An 18,638-nucleotide genomic window follows, 5' to 3' on the forward strand; every position below is an offset into this window, starting at 1 on the left:
CTCTCCTTTTGTAAGCGTTCGATCTCTTGTTACAAGGTAGCAATCTGCTTCTCGAAAACTTGACAACGTTCTTCTACTAAATCAGGTATATTTTGATGGTCAAGTTTTTTCTCTAGACGAATTCCATCCTTAATCACTATTTTACCAGGTATACCGACAACTGTAGCATTTGGTGGCACTTCTTTTAAAACAACTGAGCCTGCGCCAATTTTACTATTCTCACCAATTGTAATCGAGCCTAATACTTTTGCGCCTGTTGCCACAAGTACATTATCCTCTAATGTCGGATGACGTTTTCCTTTTTCTTTACCTGTACCGCCTAAAGTCACACCTTGATATAAAGTTACATTATCGCCAATTTCACATGTTTCACCAATCACAACGCCCATCCCATGATCTATGAAGAAACGTCGACCAATCTTCGCCCCAGGATGAATTTCAATTCCAGTGAAGAAGCGACTAATTTGTGAAATGGTACGGGCTATAAAATAAAAACGCTTTTTAAAGAACCAGTGAGCAACTCGATGTGCCCAAGTAGCGTGCAGCCCCGAATATGTTAGCACAACTTCAAGCACACTGCGCGCAGCTGGATCATTTTCAAAAATGGTTTCTACATCTTCCTTCATTCTTTTAAACACAAAAACTCCCCCTTTTCTTTTTGATCTGCCTTGATCCTTTGAAATTTTCACATAATCAACTGCATTCTTGGACTTTGAAATACTGTGCTGATGTTGATTGTTCTACAGAGTTAACTAGTGAAGAACGCATTTTATATCAATTTCGCCTTGGCGTAATTGTGTCCAGATTTCGAATAGTGCCTAGGGCTGCACGATGCAGGTCAGTCAGCCGTTTTCGCAGGATGCGAAGATTTTTAGGCTAACATCCTTTTATTCATTCCTTTGAAAATCCGTGACATCCGCCAGAGGCTTTGGGCCAACATATGTTTTTTGTGCGAAAGCGTAGTGCTAACGCAGCGGCAGCAACATATGTTGGTCACTCAATCGTGTGTTGCTGTCGCTTCGCTTTCGCACAGATAAATTGCCACAGGACATGGCTTTCTTAGACTGAGTTCCTCTATTTCAGTTGGTGTTTGGACACCCACTGAAAAGGAACCAAAACTGCATTCATCTCACCACCTGTAGAGGTGGGAGTCTTCTGTATCTGCCGCTGCCGCTGCCGCTATGCTTACGCGCATAAAACATCTGCCGCTATGCTTTCGATACAAAAAACATTTGCTGAATGAAGATAAATAAAAAACGTCCCCATCATTCCCATAAGGAATGACAGAGACGCTAAATTTAAATTGCGCGGTTCCACTCTGATTGAAGGCATAGCCCTCCACTCTGGACGTTCTGTAACGGGAACGAATCGATAAAGCCTACTATTGTTCAGCCTTATGCTCAAAGGTGCATTTCAGTTTTGCCTAGGCTCAGACCACTTTCAGCCGGTGATGGTCCTCTCTTTAGAGCATGCGCCACTTACTTCTCCTTATCAACGCTTTCTCAATGTAAATTCATTTTACAACGAACTAATAAATTGTCAATAAAATTCTATTTATTGCGCAAATTTTTCTACACGGTCAATTGCTTTCTCTTTACCAATTAAACAAATAGCATTTGGTAGCTCTGGGCCGTGAGTTTCTCCAGTTGTGACAACACGGATTGGCATAAATAAATTTTTACCTTTATGACCCGTAGCTTTTTGCACAGCTTTAATAGCAGCTTTTACTTCATCAGGTGTAAATTCTTCTAGCTCTTCAAGCTGTGACTTAAATGCTGCCATGACCTCAGGTACTTGCTCACCTGCTAAAACAGCTTTTGCTTCTTCATCATATTCAATATGATCGTTAAAGAATAGGCTGGATAAATCTACTATTTCAGCACCAAAGCTCATTTGGTCATGATACAGTGCAATTAAATCTGTTGCCCATGCATGTTGTTCTGGTGTCAGCTCTTCTGGTAATAAGCCGGCTTTCTGTAAGTGCGGTAAAGATAATACCACCACTTCTTCTAAAGATAATTTTTTAATGTATTGGTTATTCATCCATGTAAGTTTTTGCTTATCAAACATTGATGGTGATTTTGACAGACGTTTCTCATCAAAGATTTTAATAAATTCTTCTTTGGAGAAAATCTCATCTTCTCCTTCTGGAGACCAGCCAAGTAATGCAAAGAAATTAAACATTGCCTCAGGAAGGTAGCCTAAATCTTTATATTGCGTTACGAATTGAATAATGGATTCATCACGTTTTGATAATTTTTTACGGTTTTCATTAATGATCAATGTCATATGGCCAAAGCTTGGATACTCCCAGCCAAATGCATCAAAAATCATCATTTGTTTTGGTGTGTTAGATAAATGCTCTTCGCCTCGGAAAACATGAGAGATTTCCATGAAGTGATCATCTAGAACTACAGCATAGTTATATGTTGGAATACCGTTTGCTTTAACAATTACCCAGTCACCAATATCTTTTGATTCAAATGTAACTTGTCCACGTACTAAATCCTCAAACTCATAAGTTACATTCTCAGGTACACGCATACGTATTGTATAAGTTTCACCAGCAGCCTCTTTAGCAGCAACTTCCTCTGCTGATAAATGACGACAAGTACCGTCATACGTTGGCGCAGCTACTCCTCGTGCCTTTTGCTCTTCACGAGATGCTTCTAATTTTTCAGAAGAACAGAAACATTTATAAGCGACGCCCTGCTCTAAAAGCTTTTCAGCATGCGCTTTATAAATATCAAGACGCTCCATTTGACGATAAGGTGCGTATGGTCCACCAATATCGATGGATTCATCGTATTCAATACCTAACCATTTTAGGTTATCTAGCTGAGATGCTTCTCCGCCCTCTACATTACGCTCAATATCTGTATCCTCAATACGTACGATGAATTTACCGTTATGATGTTTTGCATATAAATAATTGAATAACGCTGTACGCGCACCACCGATATGTAAGTAACCAGTAGGGGATGGCGCGTAACGAACACGAACTTCTTTCGCCATAATTAAAAGCCTCCTAAATTTTCGATCAAAAATTGACTTTGTTCATTTTACCACTCTGCTACAGGAAATAAAAGCGCTGATAGCCTGCTTTTACTTCTTAATCAATAGAATTGTCGCCATTGCGGCAATCCCTTCCTCACGACCTGTAAAACCTAATCGTTCAGTTGTTGTCGCCTTGACATTAACTTGTGAAGGCTCTGCGTTCAACAAATCCGCAATACGATTTTGCATTTGCTCAATATACGGTGCCATTTTAGGTCGCTGCGCCATGATAGTGCAATCAACATTACCTAGAACATACCCTTTATCCTCAACAATTTTCCAGATGTGCTCTAATAATTTTGCTGAATCTGCATCTTTAAATGCAGGGTCTGTATCTGGAAAGTGTCGACCAATATCTCCTTCTCCAATAGCCCCTAATGCTGCATCTGTTACAGTATGTAATAAAACATCTGCGTCAGAATGGCCTACTAGCCCTTTTTCATGAGGAATTGTTATACCTCCGATAATTAATGGACGTCCTTCTTCAAATGCGTGTACGTCAAATCCTTGTCCAACTCGAAACATATTCATCTTCCTTTAATTAATATTTATCATTATCATATCAAAGTTTGCCAAAGGGTGTTTGAAAAGCGCTTTAATAATTATCCTCCTCTAGCAGTAATGGGCAGTTTAGAAAGCTATACTCCCTAGACTGCCCAACGTTTTTTAAATATGATACTCTATATTTTTCATTTGACTATTGCTAATATTCGGTGATGGCTGTGAATTATAAACACGCGAATAAGGGGGAACAGAATGTGTTAGCCAAATATTGCTCCCTAAGACGGAATCATGCCCAATCGTCGTCTCGCCCCCTAAAATCGTAGCACCAGCATAAATGACAACATTGTCCGCAATATTCGGATGACGCTTAATGCCCTTAATCGGATTACCATTTTCATCTAACGGGAAGCTTAATGCACCTAATGTTACACCTTGATAAATTTTCACATTCTTTCCGATAGTACAAGTTTCACCTATGACGACACCTGTTCCGTGGTCAATAAAGAATGATTCCCCTATGGTAGCCCCCGGATGAATATCGATACCAGTTAATCGATGCGCATATTCTGACATAATACGAGGTACAATTTGTACGCCCATCTCATATAGCTCATGCGCGATTCGGTGAATATAAACAGCCACAATAGATGGATAGCTTAGCAAAATTTCTTCTGTGGAAAGAGCTGCTGGGTCACCATTATATGCCGCTTGAATATCTGTTTGTAAAACTTGGCGAATGGCAGGAAACCGATTAATCAAATCCATAACAATTTTATCTGCTTGTTCACGACAATACTTCTCGCAATTGGCAGGATCACGGTCCTCCATATTATAAAACAATACTTTTTCGATAATATCCCGTAAATCTAATGCTGTTTCACGCAGCTTATTACTGCAAACTACATTCACCCTTGTTTCATCAATAGGCTTTACCGTAAAAATGCCCGGAAACAGTACTTCATGAAAATTATCTATTATTTTAAAAACACAATCTCGTCCAACAAAGCCTATTGAATTGTCAACGTCGATGTACTGTTTATTTATACTAGTTAATGAACCTGTAATTTCTGGAACCTTTTGATTTAACCATTCATTTAATGACACAATAAACACCCCTCACATCTTTTTCATCTATTCTATTACCTTATTAAACATATATCCACTATTTCATTTTACACGTAAAAATCCCTTTCTTGATCGTTTTGAAACTCTTAGTATACAAGGAGTCACGCTGACTCCACTCCAATCAACTAGTATTTTATTAAAATGTCATCCCTAACTTTTGATGATGATCCATATTATGTAATATATTCTGAGCACAAAAATGTCTTTTTCAAAGGGTATACTTAGACACAGCGAAGGTTTTTCATCAAAATTTCATCGAGTTCATTTTTCTTATTCACCAAAAAATATAATTGAGACAAAAAAGAATCGCATTTAGCCAAATTGTCAAATGCGATATAACATATTTTTAATTAAGCACCCTATTGATTTTGGCAAATGACCTTTTTATCGTTTAAAAATTATTGTGCAAAAAAATCAACACGTATCCTCCAATACTCTTCATACTATATACCCTTTGCCCATCATTTTTGATATCCTTGTTCTAAAGGCATAACAAGATGGGGGTTTCCATGAACATTAACACTTTCGAAAAACAATTCAACAAAACCATTTTAAAACGTGGACTCGATTATTATACAAACGGCCTTGTAGAGGATATCGTACAAATTGACGAACATAATTGGCAAGCTGAAGTCGCTGGCTCATCTACATACATTGTCGATATACGCACGAATAGGAAAGGAGATATTTTATATGCTGATTGTGATTGCCCCTATGACGATGATTGCAAACATATCGCTGCCGCCTTATATGCAATTCAGCATGAGCAGGGCACTACCTCAGTACAAACAACAGCCAAACCATCGCTTCAACAATTATTGCAATCACAAACGAAAGAACAATTAGTAGAAATCATTATGAAAGTAGGGAAAAATCACCCTACCTTTATAAAAGAGTTGGAGATGCTCATCACAGCACCGGATGATGCTTTAAATGCTGCTGAAAAGTTAATCGTACATCATATCAATGCCGTCCAAGATCGCCGCAGCAGTTTCATTCCATGGAACCAATCGTCTAAAGCATTACGGGGAGTCAAAACGATACAAGGTCACATCGGAGAACACATCGAAAATGGTGAATATTTCACCGCCATTCAACTTAGCCTACTCTGTTTCAAACATACATTCGATGCTTTACACTATAGTGATGACTCAAATGGTGATTTCGGTGATTCTATAGAAGAAAGCCTAGCATTTATTGAAGACGCCATTAGAGAGGGTGGAGATGTTTGGAATACAGAGCAGTATGAAACAGTGTATGAATTAATTATAAAAGAAGCGATGCATACAGGTTTAGACGGCTGGCCGGACTGGCGTATATCCTTCCTCCAATCATGCATTCCTTTATGCCACGATGATGCGATCGAAAAGAAATACGTTGCCCTCCTACATTCTCTTAGTACACAAGGAGATAGTTGGAGTGCTAATTATATGAATAAACAACTAAAAGAATTGCAATTCCAAATAATATCCTCCAAATATAGCAACGAAGATGTGGAGAAGTTTTTAGAGCAAAATATAGAAGATGCAGGTATGCGTGAACGGGTTATTTTATCTGCTATAGAGCAAGGTGATTATGCAAAAGTATTGCAACTTTCTCAAGATGGTCAGCAACACAACCATGATTTCCCAGGAATCGTGAATAAATGGAAGCGCTATGCCTTTACAGCACATAAAGCATTAGATAATAAAGAAGATATGCGCGAATTAGCCTTACAGTTATTGTTGGGCGGTGACAACGAATATTATGACGAATTCAAAAAACTCCATTCAGCACAGCAATGGTCAAAAACATTCAACCAACTACTAGAGCAATTAAAAAAGCACAATCCCTACTTTTATGCCACACTCATTGTAGAGGAAAAACAATACGCACACATTCTGGACTATTGCAAAGAACAACCAATGCGAATCGAACAGTACTATCCACATATTAGAGAGCATTATTACGAAGAAGTTTGCGCACTTTTCATCGATACTGTTACTTCAAGCGCAAAGCAAGCATCCGACCGCAGACGCTATCAAGAAGTTTGCCGTACTATTACAATCATGCGTAAAGCCGGCTATGTGCTCGAAGCAACCCAACTAATTGCAGATCTACTACAAACCTATCCAAAACGCCGTGCTTTTGTGGATGAATTGCGGAAGTTGAAGTGATAAGCAAGGACAACTTGCAAATGAAGAAGAGTAAACCACTAAATAGAGTCTTTTTCTTTTTTTATAGGACTGTCGAGTGATCATAATTGTGTAGGTGTTCCTGTTTTTCGTCTTAAACATAATTGGATAAACATAGCATAAAAGGGACTTTATTCGACTAACATCCACCATCATAATTTTAGAAATAGCCACCTCACTATGGCACCAGATGATGGCTATTTCTTTTTGTTTTGATGAAACAAACGACTTATTACTTAATCTTCTCTAATTCCTTCGCCATTTATACTAACCGATCTTCCTCTCACAGCCATAGTATTCAATACCCTTTCTGAGTACATTTTCATCTTCTATGGGAAGCGCTGGTTTTTGCGCTACATGGATGGTTAACAGGGCTTTGGTTCAATAAAGGTAAACAAATTGATCGAGCTTTTTTTATAAATGGATTCATTTAATTTATGATTAAGTCAATGTTCTTGTGAAATTATTAATCAAACTTTAATTTCAAGCTACAGTTAAATATATAAATATATAAATAATATTTCTTAAAGATTGCATGATCCACGCTTACGCAAGATTGCCTCACCAAATACTAAGTCTTCTTGCGTCGTCATTTTTACATTTTCATAACTACTTTCTACGATGTGTACTTGGTGTCCAAGACGCTCCATCAACATCGCCTCATCTGTACCGAGAAAACCTACTTTTTCAGCTACGTCCTCCGCTTCCATAATTAACTCAAAACGGAATGCTTGTGGTGTTTGCACCATCCATAGGCTTTCACGATCAACCGTTTCCTCAATAATGCCATTCGTTGATACTTTTTTCATCGTATCCTTCGCTCGAACCCCTGCAATAGCTGCACCGAGTTCATGTGCACTTTGTACAAGATTAGCGATAATATCATGTGTAATAAAAGGGCGTGCTGCATCGTGTACAAGCACAATATCTACCTGTTGCATCTCCTTCATACACGAATGAACCGAATGTTGACGCTCAGCACCACCATCAGGCAAGCCCTTCACTTTTGTAATTTCAAATTGCTCTAGCAGTTTTTGAATATGCGCACGTTCTTCTGGTTTTACAGCCAGCCAAATACCTGTGCAAGATGGATCTTGCTGAAACACTTCTAGCGTGTGTATCAGAATAGGCTTCTCCAAAAGTTTTAGAAATAATTTATTTTGCCCTGCACCCATGCGCTTTCCACTTCCTGCTGCAGGTAGAACTACTTCATATTGCATTTTCTCACATCCTAATCGTCCTTCGGCTTCGCAAATATCATACGACCTGCTGATGTTTGCAGCACACTCGTTACTGTAACTGTAATTGCCTGTCCGATATAACTACGTCCGCCTTCAACCACAATCATTGTGCCATCGTCTAAATAAGCCACTCCCTGATTATGCTCTTTACCATCTTTAATAACCATTACTTGCATATTCTCTCCAGGGATAACAACAGGCTTTACAGCATTAGCTAAATCGTTGATGTTTAAGACTCTTACGTGGTGTAGCTCGCATACTTTATTAAGATTGAAATCATTTGTAACAATCTGTGTATCATTGCTCATTTTCTTTGCAAGACGCACTAATTTTAAGTCAACTTCCTGCACATCCTCAAAATCCTCTTCGGATATTTCCACATTCGTCATACGCTCATCTTGCAATTTTTTCAAAATATCTAAGCCACGACGACCTCTTGTACGTTTTAAAGTATCAGAAGAATCTGCAATATGCTGAAGCTCTGTAAGAACAAATTGAGGAACCACTAATATACCTTCTATAAACCCTGTTTCAGAAATATCCGCAATACGACCATCAATAATAACACTTGTATCCAGCAGCTTGTAGCTCCCTTTTACTTCTTGGGCTTCTACACCCTCTACTAGCTTTTTCTTTGTATTGTTACCACGCAATGTAAAGAGCTGGATTAATTCATCACGCTTCTTAAAGCCCACACGGAATCCTAAATAACCAAGTACAAAGGACATGATAATCGGTAAAATCTCTGAAACGAATCCCAGTTGAACACTTTCAATGGCAAAGCCTAAGAAATAGGCAACAATCAGCCCAATTATAAGCCAGAGCGTTCCAAATAATAAGTCTCCTACAGGTACCTTAAATAGCACCTCTTCCATCCAGCCAATGAGTCGCACAAAATAATCTGAAAAGGCAAACGATAATGTAAACAATAAAATTGCCCCTAAAGCTACTGATACATAGGGATTATCAAGCCAAGGATTAGAAGATAAGTGAAGCAATTCGTATAATGGCGGTAAGAAAACAAAGCCTAATGCTCCCCCAATTAGTAAAAAGGCAATTTGAACAAATTTTTTCATAAGCTGTCACCTCCAATTCTTAGCTATAATTATACATAGTTTACTTTAGAAAATCTTTCATGAGCCTAACAAACCCCGTTAAATTTCTTTTCTTTTTAACCGCTGGCAGCACCTTCAAAGAGAGGTGGAAATAAAGAGGTTTTCTTTAAACAAAAATGCCAGCTATAACGTTGTAAATAGAGGTATCGTATTAGGGTGTTATGTAGGACGCTTAAAACCCTTTTTTAGTTCCGTTTTTTACACTAACCATCTAAAAAACGATTGAAAAGGAAAGTGCATGTCAGAAACTTGTCCAACATGCACGCTTCGTTTATAGCTCCCTAAAGCACGCATTCAGTGCATCCTTAATTGTTTCTACCCCAACAATCTCGATACCTTGCGGAAAATCCCAGCCGCCAATATTTGAAGCTGGTATAAACACTCGCTTAAATCCTAGCTTTGCCGCCTCTATTACACGTTGTTCAATACGGGAAACACGGCGTACCTCCCCGGTCAATCCCACTTCTCCAACAAAACAATCTGTAGCTCTAACAGCTTGATCCTTAAAGCTCGAGACAATGCTTGTCAACACTGCTAAATCAATGGCAGGTTCATCTAGCTTTACACCGCCAGCGACTTTAATATATGCATCCTGAGCCTGCAGCATGAGGCCCATTCTTTTTTCAAGAACAGCCATTAATAGCTGCACACGATTTTGATCTACACCCGTTGTCATACGCTTTGGATAGTTAAAGCTTGTAGGTGTTACGAGTGACTGAATTTCAACAAGAATTGGCCGTGTACCCTCCATAGAAGCCACTATGGTTGACCCCGCTGCACCCTGTGAACGTTCCTGTAAAAAAAGCTCAGATGGATTTAATACTTCCTTTAAGCCCCCCTGAAGCATTTCAAATATAGCAATCTCGTTTGTTGAGCCAAAACGGTTCTTTTGACTGCGCAAAATACGGTGATTATGATGGCGCTCCCCCTCAAAATACAGTACAGTATCCACCATATGCTCCAAAATACGTGGTCCTGCAATTTGGCCCTCTTTTGTTACATGCCCAACTAAAAATATAGCGATTCCTTTCGTTTTAGCGATTCTCATCAACTCTGCTGTACACTCACGTACCTGTGATACACTGCCAGGGGCACTGGTTACCTCAGGATGAAACACAGTTTGAATGGAATCGACAATGACAAACTTTGGTTGTACATCCTCAATAGTTTGATTTAAAAATTCTAAATTTGTTTCTGAATAGATATAAAGCTCCTGTGATACCACTCCTAAACGCTCCGCACGAAGCTTTGTTTGACGGATTGATTCCTCACCAGAAATGTAAAGCACACGATGACCATTATTTGAAAGTAAAGCGGACACTTGTAATAATAACGTCGACTTCCCAATACCAGGGTCACCTCCTATTAGTACAAGAGAGCCTGGTACGATTCCTCCGCCTAGCACTCGGTTAAGCTCACCCATTTCTGTTGTAATTCGAGACTCCTCAGCAGCCTCAATCTGCATAATAGGAAGAGCTTTTTGCGTAACTGTCGCAGAATGCTGGAAGGCTCCGCGAGGTCCTTTTGCTACGACCTCTACTTCTTCAACCATCTTATTCCATTCCCCGCAGCCTGGACATCTTCCCATCCATTTTGCAGATTCATAGCCGCAGCCTGAGCATACAAATTTCGTTTTTTTCTTTGCCAAATCACATTCACCTCGAATATTTGTTCTTATTATCAATTGTACATAAAAAAGGACAGCTTGGCACTATAGCCTGCTGTCCTTTTGAGATGAAGCGTAGCCGTTAGAAATTAATTAGATGCAGAAACGCCCTCTTTTTTCTTTACTACAAAATCTTCATTCACATAATCAATAATCACCTGATTGCCCTTCTCTACATTGCCTTTCAGTAATTCTTCTGATAAGCGGTCTTCTACTTGTTTTTGTAGTGCACGACGTAGAGGACGGGCACCGTATTGAGGGTCATAGCCCTCCTGTGCAATTTTCTCAAGCGCCGCATCTGTTAGCTCTAAGGAAATATCTTGTTCCTTTAGACGCTTTGTTAAAGCTTTTGCCATCATAGAGACAATTTCTTTTAAATGTTCTTTCTCTAATGAGTGGAACACAATCATCTCGTCGATACGGTTTAAGAACTCTGGTCGGAATGCTTTTTTCAATTCCTCAAGCATTGTTCCCTTCATGTCTTTATGTTTAGATTCCGCACCACCAACATTGAAGCCTAAGTTTTTCTGGTATTTTAAAGCATCTGCCCCAACGTTTGATGTCATAATTACAACTGTGTTACGGAAATCCACTACACGACCTTTAGAATCAGTTAAACGACCATCTTCAAGCACTTGTAGCAGAATATTGAAAACATCTGGATGGGCTTTTTCAATCTCATCTAGTAAAACAACTGAATATGGTTTACGGCGAACTTTTTCAGTTAACTGACCGCCATCCTCAAAGCCTACGTAGCCTGGAGGTGAACCGACTAAGCGCGAAGTTGAATGTTTCTCCATATATTCAGACATATCTACACGAATCATTGCATCTTCGTCGCCAAACATTACCTCAGCCAGTGCTCTCGCAAGCTCTGTTTTACCAACCCCTGTTGGTCCTAAGAAAATAAATGAGCCAATTGGTCGTTTGGGATCTTTCAAGCCTGCTCTTGCACGGCGAATAGCGCGAGAAATCGCCTCCACTGCCTCTCCTTGACCTACCACTCGCTTGTGTAACTCTTCCTCGAGCTGTAATAGCTTAGATGATTCCTCTGAAGCAATTTTTGAAACAGGGATTCCAGTCCACATAGATACAACAGCTGCAACATCATCCACTGTAACTTTTGATTCAGATTTCCCTTGCTCTTCTTTCCAGTTCTTTCTAGTCGTTTCAATTTCATCTTTTAGCTTCTGTTCAGTATCTCTTAATGAGGCTGCCTTTTCAAACTCTTGACCAGAGACTGCAGCATTCTTTTCAGAGCGCACATTTTCGAGCTTATCTTCAAGTGCTTTTAGATTTGGTGGAACTGCAAATGAACGTAGGCGTACTTTTGAACCTGCTTCATCGATTAAGTCGATCGCTTTATCTGGTAAGAAACGATCAGAAATATAGCGGTCACCCATTTTTGCTGCAGCCTCGATCGCTTCATCTGTAATTTTTACACGGTGATGTGCCTCATAGCGATCACGTAAGCCTTGAATAATTAGAATCGCCTCTTCCACTGTTGGCTCATCAACTTGAATTGGTTGGAAACGACGCTCTAAGGCCGCATCTTTTTCAATATATTTACGATATTCATCTAATGTAGTCGCACCGATACATTGAAGTTCACCACGTGCCAACGAAGGTTTTAGAATATTTGATGCATCAATTGCTCCCTCTGCACCACCTGCGCCAATTAATGTATGCAATTCATCGATAAATAAAATAACATTGCCTGCCTGGCGAATTTCATCCATCACTTTTTTCAAGCGATCCTCAAATTCACCACGGTATTTTGTACCTGCGACCACTGTTCCCATATCAAGTGTCATGACGCGTTTATCACGAAGAATCTCCGGCACTTCATTATTAATAATTTGCTGTGCTAAGCCTTCAGCAATAGCCGTTTTACCAACCCCAGGCTCACCAATTAATACAGGGTTATTTTTTGTACGGCGAGATAAAACCTCAATAACACGTGTAATTTCCTTGCTTCGACCAATCACAGGGTCTAAAGAGCCTTCTCGCGCAATTTGTGTTAAGTCACGAGCAAGACTATCTAATGTAGGTGTATTGGCAGCCTGTGCAGCTTGTTGACCAGATTGTGCATTATCATTATTCCCTAGCAACAATAGTACTTGCTGACGCGCTTTATTTAAGCCGACACCAGCATTGTTTAATACACGAGCAGCGACACCCTCGCCTTCACGAATAAGAGCTAATAGCAAATGCTCCGTACCGATATATGAATGACCTAGTTTGCGTGATTCATCAACTGAAAGCTCTATGACCTTTTTCGCTCTAGGTGTGTAGTGGACAATCGGACCCACGTCCTCTTTTCCTTTTCCAACTAATTCTTCTATACCCGCTTCAATCGTTTGAGGACTAATGTCAATGGCTTCTAATGCTTTCGCAGCTATACCGCCGCCTTCACGAATAAGCCCTAATAGAATATGCTCTGTTCCTATTGATTCGTGTTTCCAACGAATTGCCTCTTCCTGTGCAAGCTGTAATACTTTTTGTGCGCGTTGTGTAAAACGATTAAACATCATATGAATCCTCTCCTTTTTCCCCTATAATAGGCTTACTCATATTTTCACGAAATAATGCCTCACGAAGCATTTCCGCTCGTACGCGATCACGCTCGGCAGGTGGTAAAACCTCTCCTGCATAATGTTGTAAAAATCCTGGCTGCATACTGACAACACACTCGTTAAGAGTCGTCGCCTTAATGCCCTCTATCAACTGTAAATCTACCCCTAAACGGACGTTCGACAAGCAGGTAGCCGCCTCTTCGCTCGTTAAAATACGAGCATGTGTTAAAGTACCTAATGCACGATATACTCGATCTTCTAGGGCAAGTTCTGCTTTTTCCATTAATCTGCCTCTTGCATGTCGCTCTTTTTGAATAATTTTTTCAGCGACGCTTTGAATGTCTGCCAAAATGTCTTCTTCTGTTTTGCCTAGTGTTATCTGATTCGACACTTGGTAAACATTACCTAAATTTTCACTACCTTCCCCATATATCCCTCTTACTGTCATTCCCAGCCTTGTCATGGCATTAATAATTTGACTCATTTGACCTGTTAATGTAAGGGCAGGCAGGTGCATCATAACGGATGCTCGTAAACCAGTACCAATATTTGTCGGGCAGCTTGTTAAATATCCAAAAGTATCACGAAATGCATAAGGTAAAGCTTTTTCTAGGGCTCGATCAATTTTATTGGCCTGCTCATATGCCCTTTGTAGCTGAAAACTCGCTGTCATACATTGAATGCGTAAATGGTCCTCTTCATTCACCATAATGCTAATTGATTCATCATCAGATAATAGCATGGAGCCAACTTGTTCTTTTTTGGCAAGCTGAGGACTTATTAAATGCTTTTCTACAAGAATTTGACGCTGTAAGGATGTTAAGTCTTTGATGGCAAAATATGAGTAATGATCTTGGAGCTTTGTGCTATCCTGCACGGCATGTGTTACAGCCTGCTCTACCTGCAATGCCTCATTCTCTGTAAAGGATAGTGGAAAACGATAGCCATCTAAATTTCGTGCAAGACGGATACGTGTACTGATGACTATATCTGAATAATCGTCCTCCACGCTCATCCATGTGGGTGTAGCTCGTTCTAGAAACGATTCAATCATCACGTCATATCACCACCTTCAAATTGTAGCTGTTTCTCCAGTTCCTTCACTTCATCTCGCAGTTTGGCGGCCTCCTCAAACTGTTCATCATCTACAGCTACTTTCATAAGTTTCCGAATATCTTCTATTTGTTTTTTAATGACATAAATATTACTATGGGCGCCTGGCATCTTACCAAGATGTTGAGGTCCTGCTTGTATTCTATTAAAGAGCTTCGGCAAGTGCTCACTAAAGCTGTCATAGCAGCTAGGGCAACCGAATTTTCCTTCTTTTAAAAATCGTTTATACGTAAATCCACACTGTGGACAAGTTTGTGGTTGTGGCTGCGCCTGTTGTTTTTCATCCACTTTTTGTTGTTGCCATGTCGGTGAGCCAAACCAATTAGATAATAGCTGTTGAATAGATACAGGCTCTTGTTTAAATTCTGCATGAAATGGATGGAACTGCGAGGCGCAGACGTCACAGTAATGGTGCTCTACCTTTTGTCCATTTTGAACTTGTGTTACAGTTACCGTCGCATTACGCTGCTTGCAATGTTCGCAAATCATTTCCATCACCTCTCTATTTTTGCTGTTCATATTTGATTGTTGTTAGCATTGCTCGTAATATTCTTGCTCGAATGGTATCCCGTAATGGGAGTGGCAAATCCAAAGTGGAGCGATCAATGGCTGCTAACATTAATTTCGCTTCTCGCTTTGAAATTACCTGCTCATCAATAAGCCGATAAACTAAATCTTCTGCCATTGTTTGCGATGCCCCTCCCTCTATCTGCCTGAGGACATCGTCAATCAAATCAATTTGTGAATTCGCGCGGACACGTAAAATTCGTATGTATCCACCACCACCACGTTTGCTTTCAACAAGATAACCTCGTTCGGCAGTAAATCTAGTATTGATCACATAATTTATTTGCGAGGGCACACATTGAAATTTATCAGCAATTTCACTGCGCTTAATTTCAATATGCCCTTCTCCACCTAATTCAAGTACTTGCTTCAAGTAGCCTTCTATGATGTCTGATATATTACGCAATAGGAATACACCTCGCTTACTTCACTGACTTTGACTATCTTTGACTTTCTTTGAGTATATTATACAAAACGCTTGAAAATAATTGCAATGATTTCGCCTATAGAAAAATTAAAAGCAGTCATCTTTTCATTCAAACGCTTGAAAAATCACCATTCATGCTAGATATCTTTGAGTCATAAGTCTAATGTACCCTTTTTAGTGATGAAAAAAACGCAAGCACATGCAATTAGCATATACTTGCGTCCGGATTTTCAAAGGATGTGAAGATCTTAGCCTGAGTTCCTCTATTTCAGTAGGTGTTTGGTCACCCAACTGAAAAGGAACCAAAACCGCACTCATCTCCACCTGTAGAGGTGGGAGTCTTCTGTATCTGCCGCTGCGCTTATGCGCATAAAACATCTGCCGATATGCTTTCGATACAAAAAACATTTGCTGAATGAAGATAAAAATTATACCCAGCGGCCAACAATTGGGTAACGCCATGGTTCATCAGATATAGCCTTTACAATACCAATAATCGGTACGACAAACACCATAATACCGAAAATGATTAAAAACGGTAAACCAACTAGTACAAAACTGAGTGCCACAGAAATTGCAATTAAAACACCCATAACAATCTGGAACAGTAATGCTTGAATGGAAATAGCCTTTACCTCTTTATCAGAACTAATTAAGAAAAATAAAATTGGTACGAACCATGGCGCAAAAAATGCACTTGCGTGTATGATTACCTTAGACCATTTAGCTTCCATTTATATCAACCCTTCTTTTTTAAATTTTCTTTTGTTTTATGTACTACTATTTACGGAACTATACCCTTAATAGTTTCATTGTATGTTGTATTTTTTTAAAAATTTTTGGGAAAGGCATGTGAGACACAATGGAATTTAATAACACACTTGCAAACGAATACGAAAAAGGTATTCGTCGAACATTACCTAGTTACGATGCCATGCTACGTTTAACACAAACCTTTTATCATTCCACACTACCTGAGAAAGCTAAACTCTTAGTAGTTGGCTCTGGAAGCGGCAATGAAATTTTACAGCTTGCAGAGCATAAGCCAGCTTGGTCATTTGTTGGCATCGATCCTTCTGAGGCTATGCTACATATAGCGGAGGAGCGTTTAAAATCTTTACCTAATCAAATTTCTTTATACCATGGAACTATACTGGATACGAAGTTACCCTCTGGGGAGTTTAATGCGGCTAGCTGTATTTTAGTGCTACATTTTATCAATGGGACTCAAGAAAAGCTTGCAACATTAAAAGAAATAGCAAATAATTTAAAGCCTGGTGCACCATTTGTTCTTGTTTCAAAATATGGGCAGCCCGGCTCTTTAGAAACCGAGCTACAATTTGATTTATGGCGGGCCTATTGGCTGCAACATACAAAGCTAACTTCCTCAGAGGTAGCTGATATGGAAAAATCCATACGCTCTCTTTCTTTTATGCCTGAGGAGGATATTTTAACATTACTTCAAGAGGCAGGATTTACAAAGCCATCCAGATTTTTTGCCACTACTTTATTTGGTGGTTGGATATGCTATAAGGGAGTCTAAAAATAAATGTATTACTCTATGAAGACGACTACTCCTACAAAGTTATAATCAACAGAATTGAGGTGAATGCTGTGATACGCACAATCGGAATTACAAAAGATCAACAACTTTTAAAGGATTTTCCTATCGAGGATATACACAATAATCATTTTGAATGGTATTGGGTCGATTTTGATTGCCCCACTACTGAAGAAGAGCTCCTATTGGATACATTTTTCCATTTCCATCCACTTGCTATAGAAGACTGCTTAATGCGTTTACAGCGACCAAAGCTCGATTTTTATGATGATTTCCATTTCTTTGTTATTCATAGAGTGAATGAAGAATTAGCAGCAGAGGAAGTTAATATTTTTGTTTCAAATAAATTTATTGTAACCTTCCATAAAAATACTGCTCCCGAAATCGATAGAGTACAAAATATGCTAGAAAAACAACCGAAAAATTGGGAACGAGGTACAGTGTATTTAACCTATCAGGTAATTGATAAAATCGTTGATAATTATTTTCCGCTTGCCTATAAAATTGAGGATCATTTAAACGCTCTAGAAGATGAATTAAACTATCAAAGTAATTTAAATGCCATGAAAATCGTATTCGAATTCCGTAGTGATTTGCTCGATTTACGGCGCACCATCCTACCAATGCGTGACCTATTATACCGTATTCTTAATTCCTATCGATTCTCACTAAAAAAATCTGAACGAGCTTATTTCGGAGATATTTACGATCATTTGCTAAAGCTGACAGAAATGGTTGAATCTAACCGTGAGCTAACAGCTGATATGCGTGATAGCTATATGGCAATGAGCTCTAGTCGTATGAATGGCATTATGATGACCTTAACAATCGTGTCAACTATCTTTATTCCATTAACCTTTATTGCTGGTGTGTATGGGATGAACTTTGACAATATGCCTGAGTTACATGGCAAATACAGCTACTTTATCGTCTTAGGCATCATGATTCTTATTGTTATCTTTATGCTGGCAGTCTTTAAATGGAAAGGCTGGTTTAAGTTATTTAAACCTTAATGAATATAGAACAGGCATCTTAGAAATTTATCTAGGATGCCTGTTCTACATTAATAGGGCCCACGATCATCAATTTTGTTTTCCCCTTGCTGCGGGAATAAAAAGTATGCAAGTACACCAGAGACTAATGTTGCACAAATGGTAATTAACAACCGTTCTATGTCTGGCACTTCAGCATAATAGTTACGCAGCATATAAACCGAACCGATTGCGACAATTACCATCACAGGTATGACAAATTTGAAACGTTTCTTCTCCATTTAATTAATACCTCCTCACTCTTTTTTTACGCACAATTATAACTGCTAAACAGTTCGTATTTTACAGGTTTCCAATATTAAATACAAACCACCCAGCGCTCTTTCAATCGTTTATTTCATGACATTTAAACAACAGCCATTTACAAGACTTAAAAAATAATAGAAATAAACGAAAATTTTAACCAAATATACTACAAAAAATAGTAGAATAAATTAAATACCATATATTTCGCCAATTT

Annotated in this window: 16 protein-coding genes and 1 other annotated feature; of the genes, 3 read left to right on the forward strand and 13 right to left on the reverse strand. The window is 39.0% G+C overall.

The annotated features are described in order from the left end of the window. Window positions 1-29: 29 nt before the first annotated feature. From epsC (AC3WOM_RS10370) to epsC (AC3WOM_RS10385), 4 genes are all read right to left on the reverse strand, one after another. Window positions 30-638, reverse strand: a complete 609-nt coding sequence (gene epsC / locus AC3WOM_RS10370; protein ID WP_427546241.1) for a serine O-acetyltransferase EpsC — start codon at window positions 636-638, stop codon at window positions 30-32. Between the two features lie 644 nt (window positions 639-1,282). After that, window positions 1,283-1,504 (reverse strand) — a binding site (T-box leader). 50 nt (window positions 1,505-1,554) lie between these two features. After that, entirely contained in the window at window positions 1,555-3,015 is a 1,461-nt protein-coding gene (gltX, locus tag AC3WOM_RS10375) for a glutamate--tRNA ligase (protein WP_492446614.1), read from the reverse strand. A 90-nt stretch (window positions 3,016-3,105) separates the two neighbouring features. Beyond that, the gene (ispF, locus tag AC3WOM_RS10380; protein WP_492446616.1) at window positions 3,106-3,582 is read right to left on the reverse strand and encodes a 2-C-methyl-D-erythritol 2,4-cyclodiphosphate synthase; all 477 of its coding nucleotides are present in this window, start codon (window positions 3,580-3,582) and stop codon (window positions 3,106-3,108) included. A 141-nt stretch (window positions 3,583-3,723) separates the two neighbouring features. Then, entirely contained in the window at window positions 3,724-4,665 is a 942-nt protein-coding gene (gene epsC / locus AC3WOM_RS10385) for a serine O-acetyltransferase EpsC (protein WP_492446618.1), read from the reverse strand. A gap of 530 nt (window positions 4,666-5,195) precedes the next feature. Between epsC (AC3WOM_RS10385) and AC3WOM_RS10390 the strand changes: the two genes are divergently transcribed. Beyond that, window positions 5,196-6,842, forward strand: coding sequence for an SWIM zinc finger family protein (locus AC3WOM_RS10390; RefSeq protein ID WP_492446619.1), 1,647 nt, complete (start codon window positions 5,196-5,198; stop codon window positions 6,840-6,842). A 542-nt stretch (window positions 6,843-7,384) separates the two neighbouring features. Here AC3WOM_RS10390 and ispD read toward each other — a convergent pair. The 8 genes from ispD to AC3WOM_RS10430 all read right to left on the reverse strand — a co-directional run bounded on the left by ispD (window position 7,385) and on the right by AC3WOM_RS10430 (window position 16,299). Next, window positions 7,385-8,080: a 2-C-methyl-D-erythritol 4-phosphate cytidylyltransferase gene (gene ispD / locus AC3WOM_RS10395; protein ID WP_492446621.1), complete on the reverse strand. Its 696-nt coding sequence runs from the start codon at window positions 8,078-8,080 to the stop codon at window positions 7,385-7,387. Window positions 8,081-8,091: 11 nt separating this feature from the next. Further along, on the reverse strand, window positions 8,092-9,177 hold the full coding sequence (locus AC3WOM_RS10400) for a PIN/TRAM domain-containing protein (RefSeq protein ID WP_427546230.1): 1,086 nt from the start codon (window positions 9,175-9,177) through the stop codon (window positions 8,092-8,094). Between the two features lie 310 nt (window positions 9,178-9,487). Next, window positions 9,488-10,864: a DNA repair protein RadA gene (radA, locus tag AC3WOM_RS10405; protein WP_427546228.1), complete on the reverse strand. Its 1,377-nt coding sequence runs from the start codon at window positions 10,862-10,864 to the stop codon at window positions 9,488-9,490. A gap of 107 nt (window positions 10,865-10,971) precedes the next feature. Further along, the gene (locus AC3WOM_RS10410; RefSeq protein ID WP_427546226.1) at window positions 10,972-13,416 is read right to left on the reverse strand and encodes an ATP-dependent Clp protease ATP-binding subunit; all 2,445 of its coding nucleotides are present in this window, start codon (window positions 13,414-13,416) and stop codon (window positions 10,972-10,974) included. Beyond that, window positions 13,406-14,515 carry a protein-arginine kinase McsB gene (gene mcsB, locus AC3WOM_RS10415; RefSeq protein WP_427546224.1) on the reverse strand — a complete coding sequence of 370 codons (1,110 nt, stop codon included), beginning with the start codon at window positions 14,513-14,515 and terminating at the stop codon, window positions 13,406-13,408. The genes AC3WOM_RS10410 and mcsB overlap by 11 nt, the downstream gene beginning before the upstream one ends. Then, window positions 14,512-15,060 (reverse strand): UvrB/UvrC motif-containing protein, encoded by a 549-nt coding sequence (locus AC3WOM_RS10420; RefSeq protein ID WP_492446623.1) that lies wholly within the window; start codon window positions 15,058-15,060, stop codon window positions 14,512-14,514. Before AC3WOM_RS10420 ends, mcsB begins: the two co-directional genes overlap by 4 nt. 13 nt (window positions 15,061-15,073) lie before the next feature. Continuing rightward, the gene (locus AC3WOM_RS10425) at window positions 15,074-15,544 is read right to left on the reverse strand and encodes a CtsR family transcriptional regulator (RefSeq protein WP_283870093.1); all 471 of its coding nucleotides are present in this window, start codon (window positions 15,542-15,544) and stop codon (window positions 15,074-15,076) included. Window positions 15,545-15,993: 449 nt separating this feature from the next. Next, window positions 15,994-16,299, reverse strand: a complete 306-nt coding sequence (locus tag AC3WOM_RS10430) for a magnetosome magnetite crystal formation protein family (RefSeq protein ID WP_492446624.1) — start codon at window positions 16,297-16,299, stop codon at window positions 15,994-15,996. A gap of 128 nt (window positions 16,300-16,427) precedes the next feature. Here AC3WOM_RS10430 and AC3WOM_RS10435 point away from each other — a divergent pair, with 128 nt between their 5' ends. Continuing rightward, window positions 16,428-17,108, forward strand: a complete 681-nt coding sequence (locus AC3WOM_RS10435) for a class I SAM-dependent methyltransferase (protein ID WP_492446625.1) — start codon at window positions 16,428-16,430, stop codon at window positions 17,106-17,108. A gap of 71 nt (window positions 17,109-17,179) precedes the next feature. Further along, window positions 17,180-18,139, forward strand: coding sequence for a magnesium/cobalt transporter CorA (gene corA, locus AC3WOM_RS10440; protein WP_427546214.1), 960 nt, complete (start codon window positions 17,180-17,182; stop codon window positions 18,137-18,139). Window positions 18,140-18,189: 50 nt separating this feature from the next. On the opposite strand, the gene AC3WOM_RS10445 is transcribed toward corA, so the two are convergent. Continuing rightward, window positions 18,190-18,399, reverse strand: a complete 210-nt coding sequence (locus tag AC3WOM_RS10445; RefSeq protein WP_427546212.1) for a hypothetical protein — start codon at window positions 18,397-18,399, stop codon at window positions 18,190-18,192. Window positions 18,400-18,638: the final 239 nt, after the last annotated feature.

The sequence above is a fragment of the Lysinibacillus sp. FW301-JW8 genome (assembly GCF_058788755.1).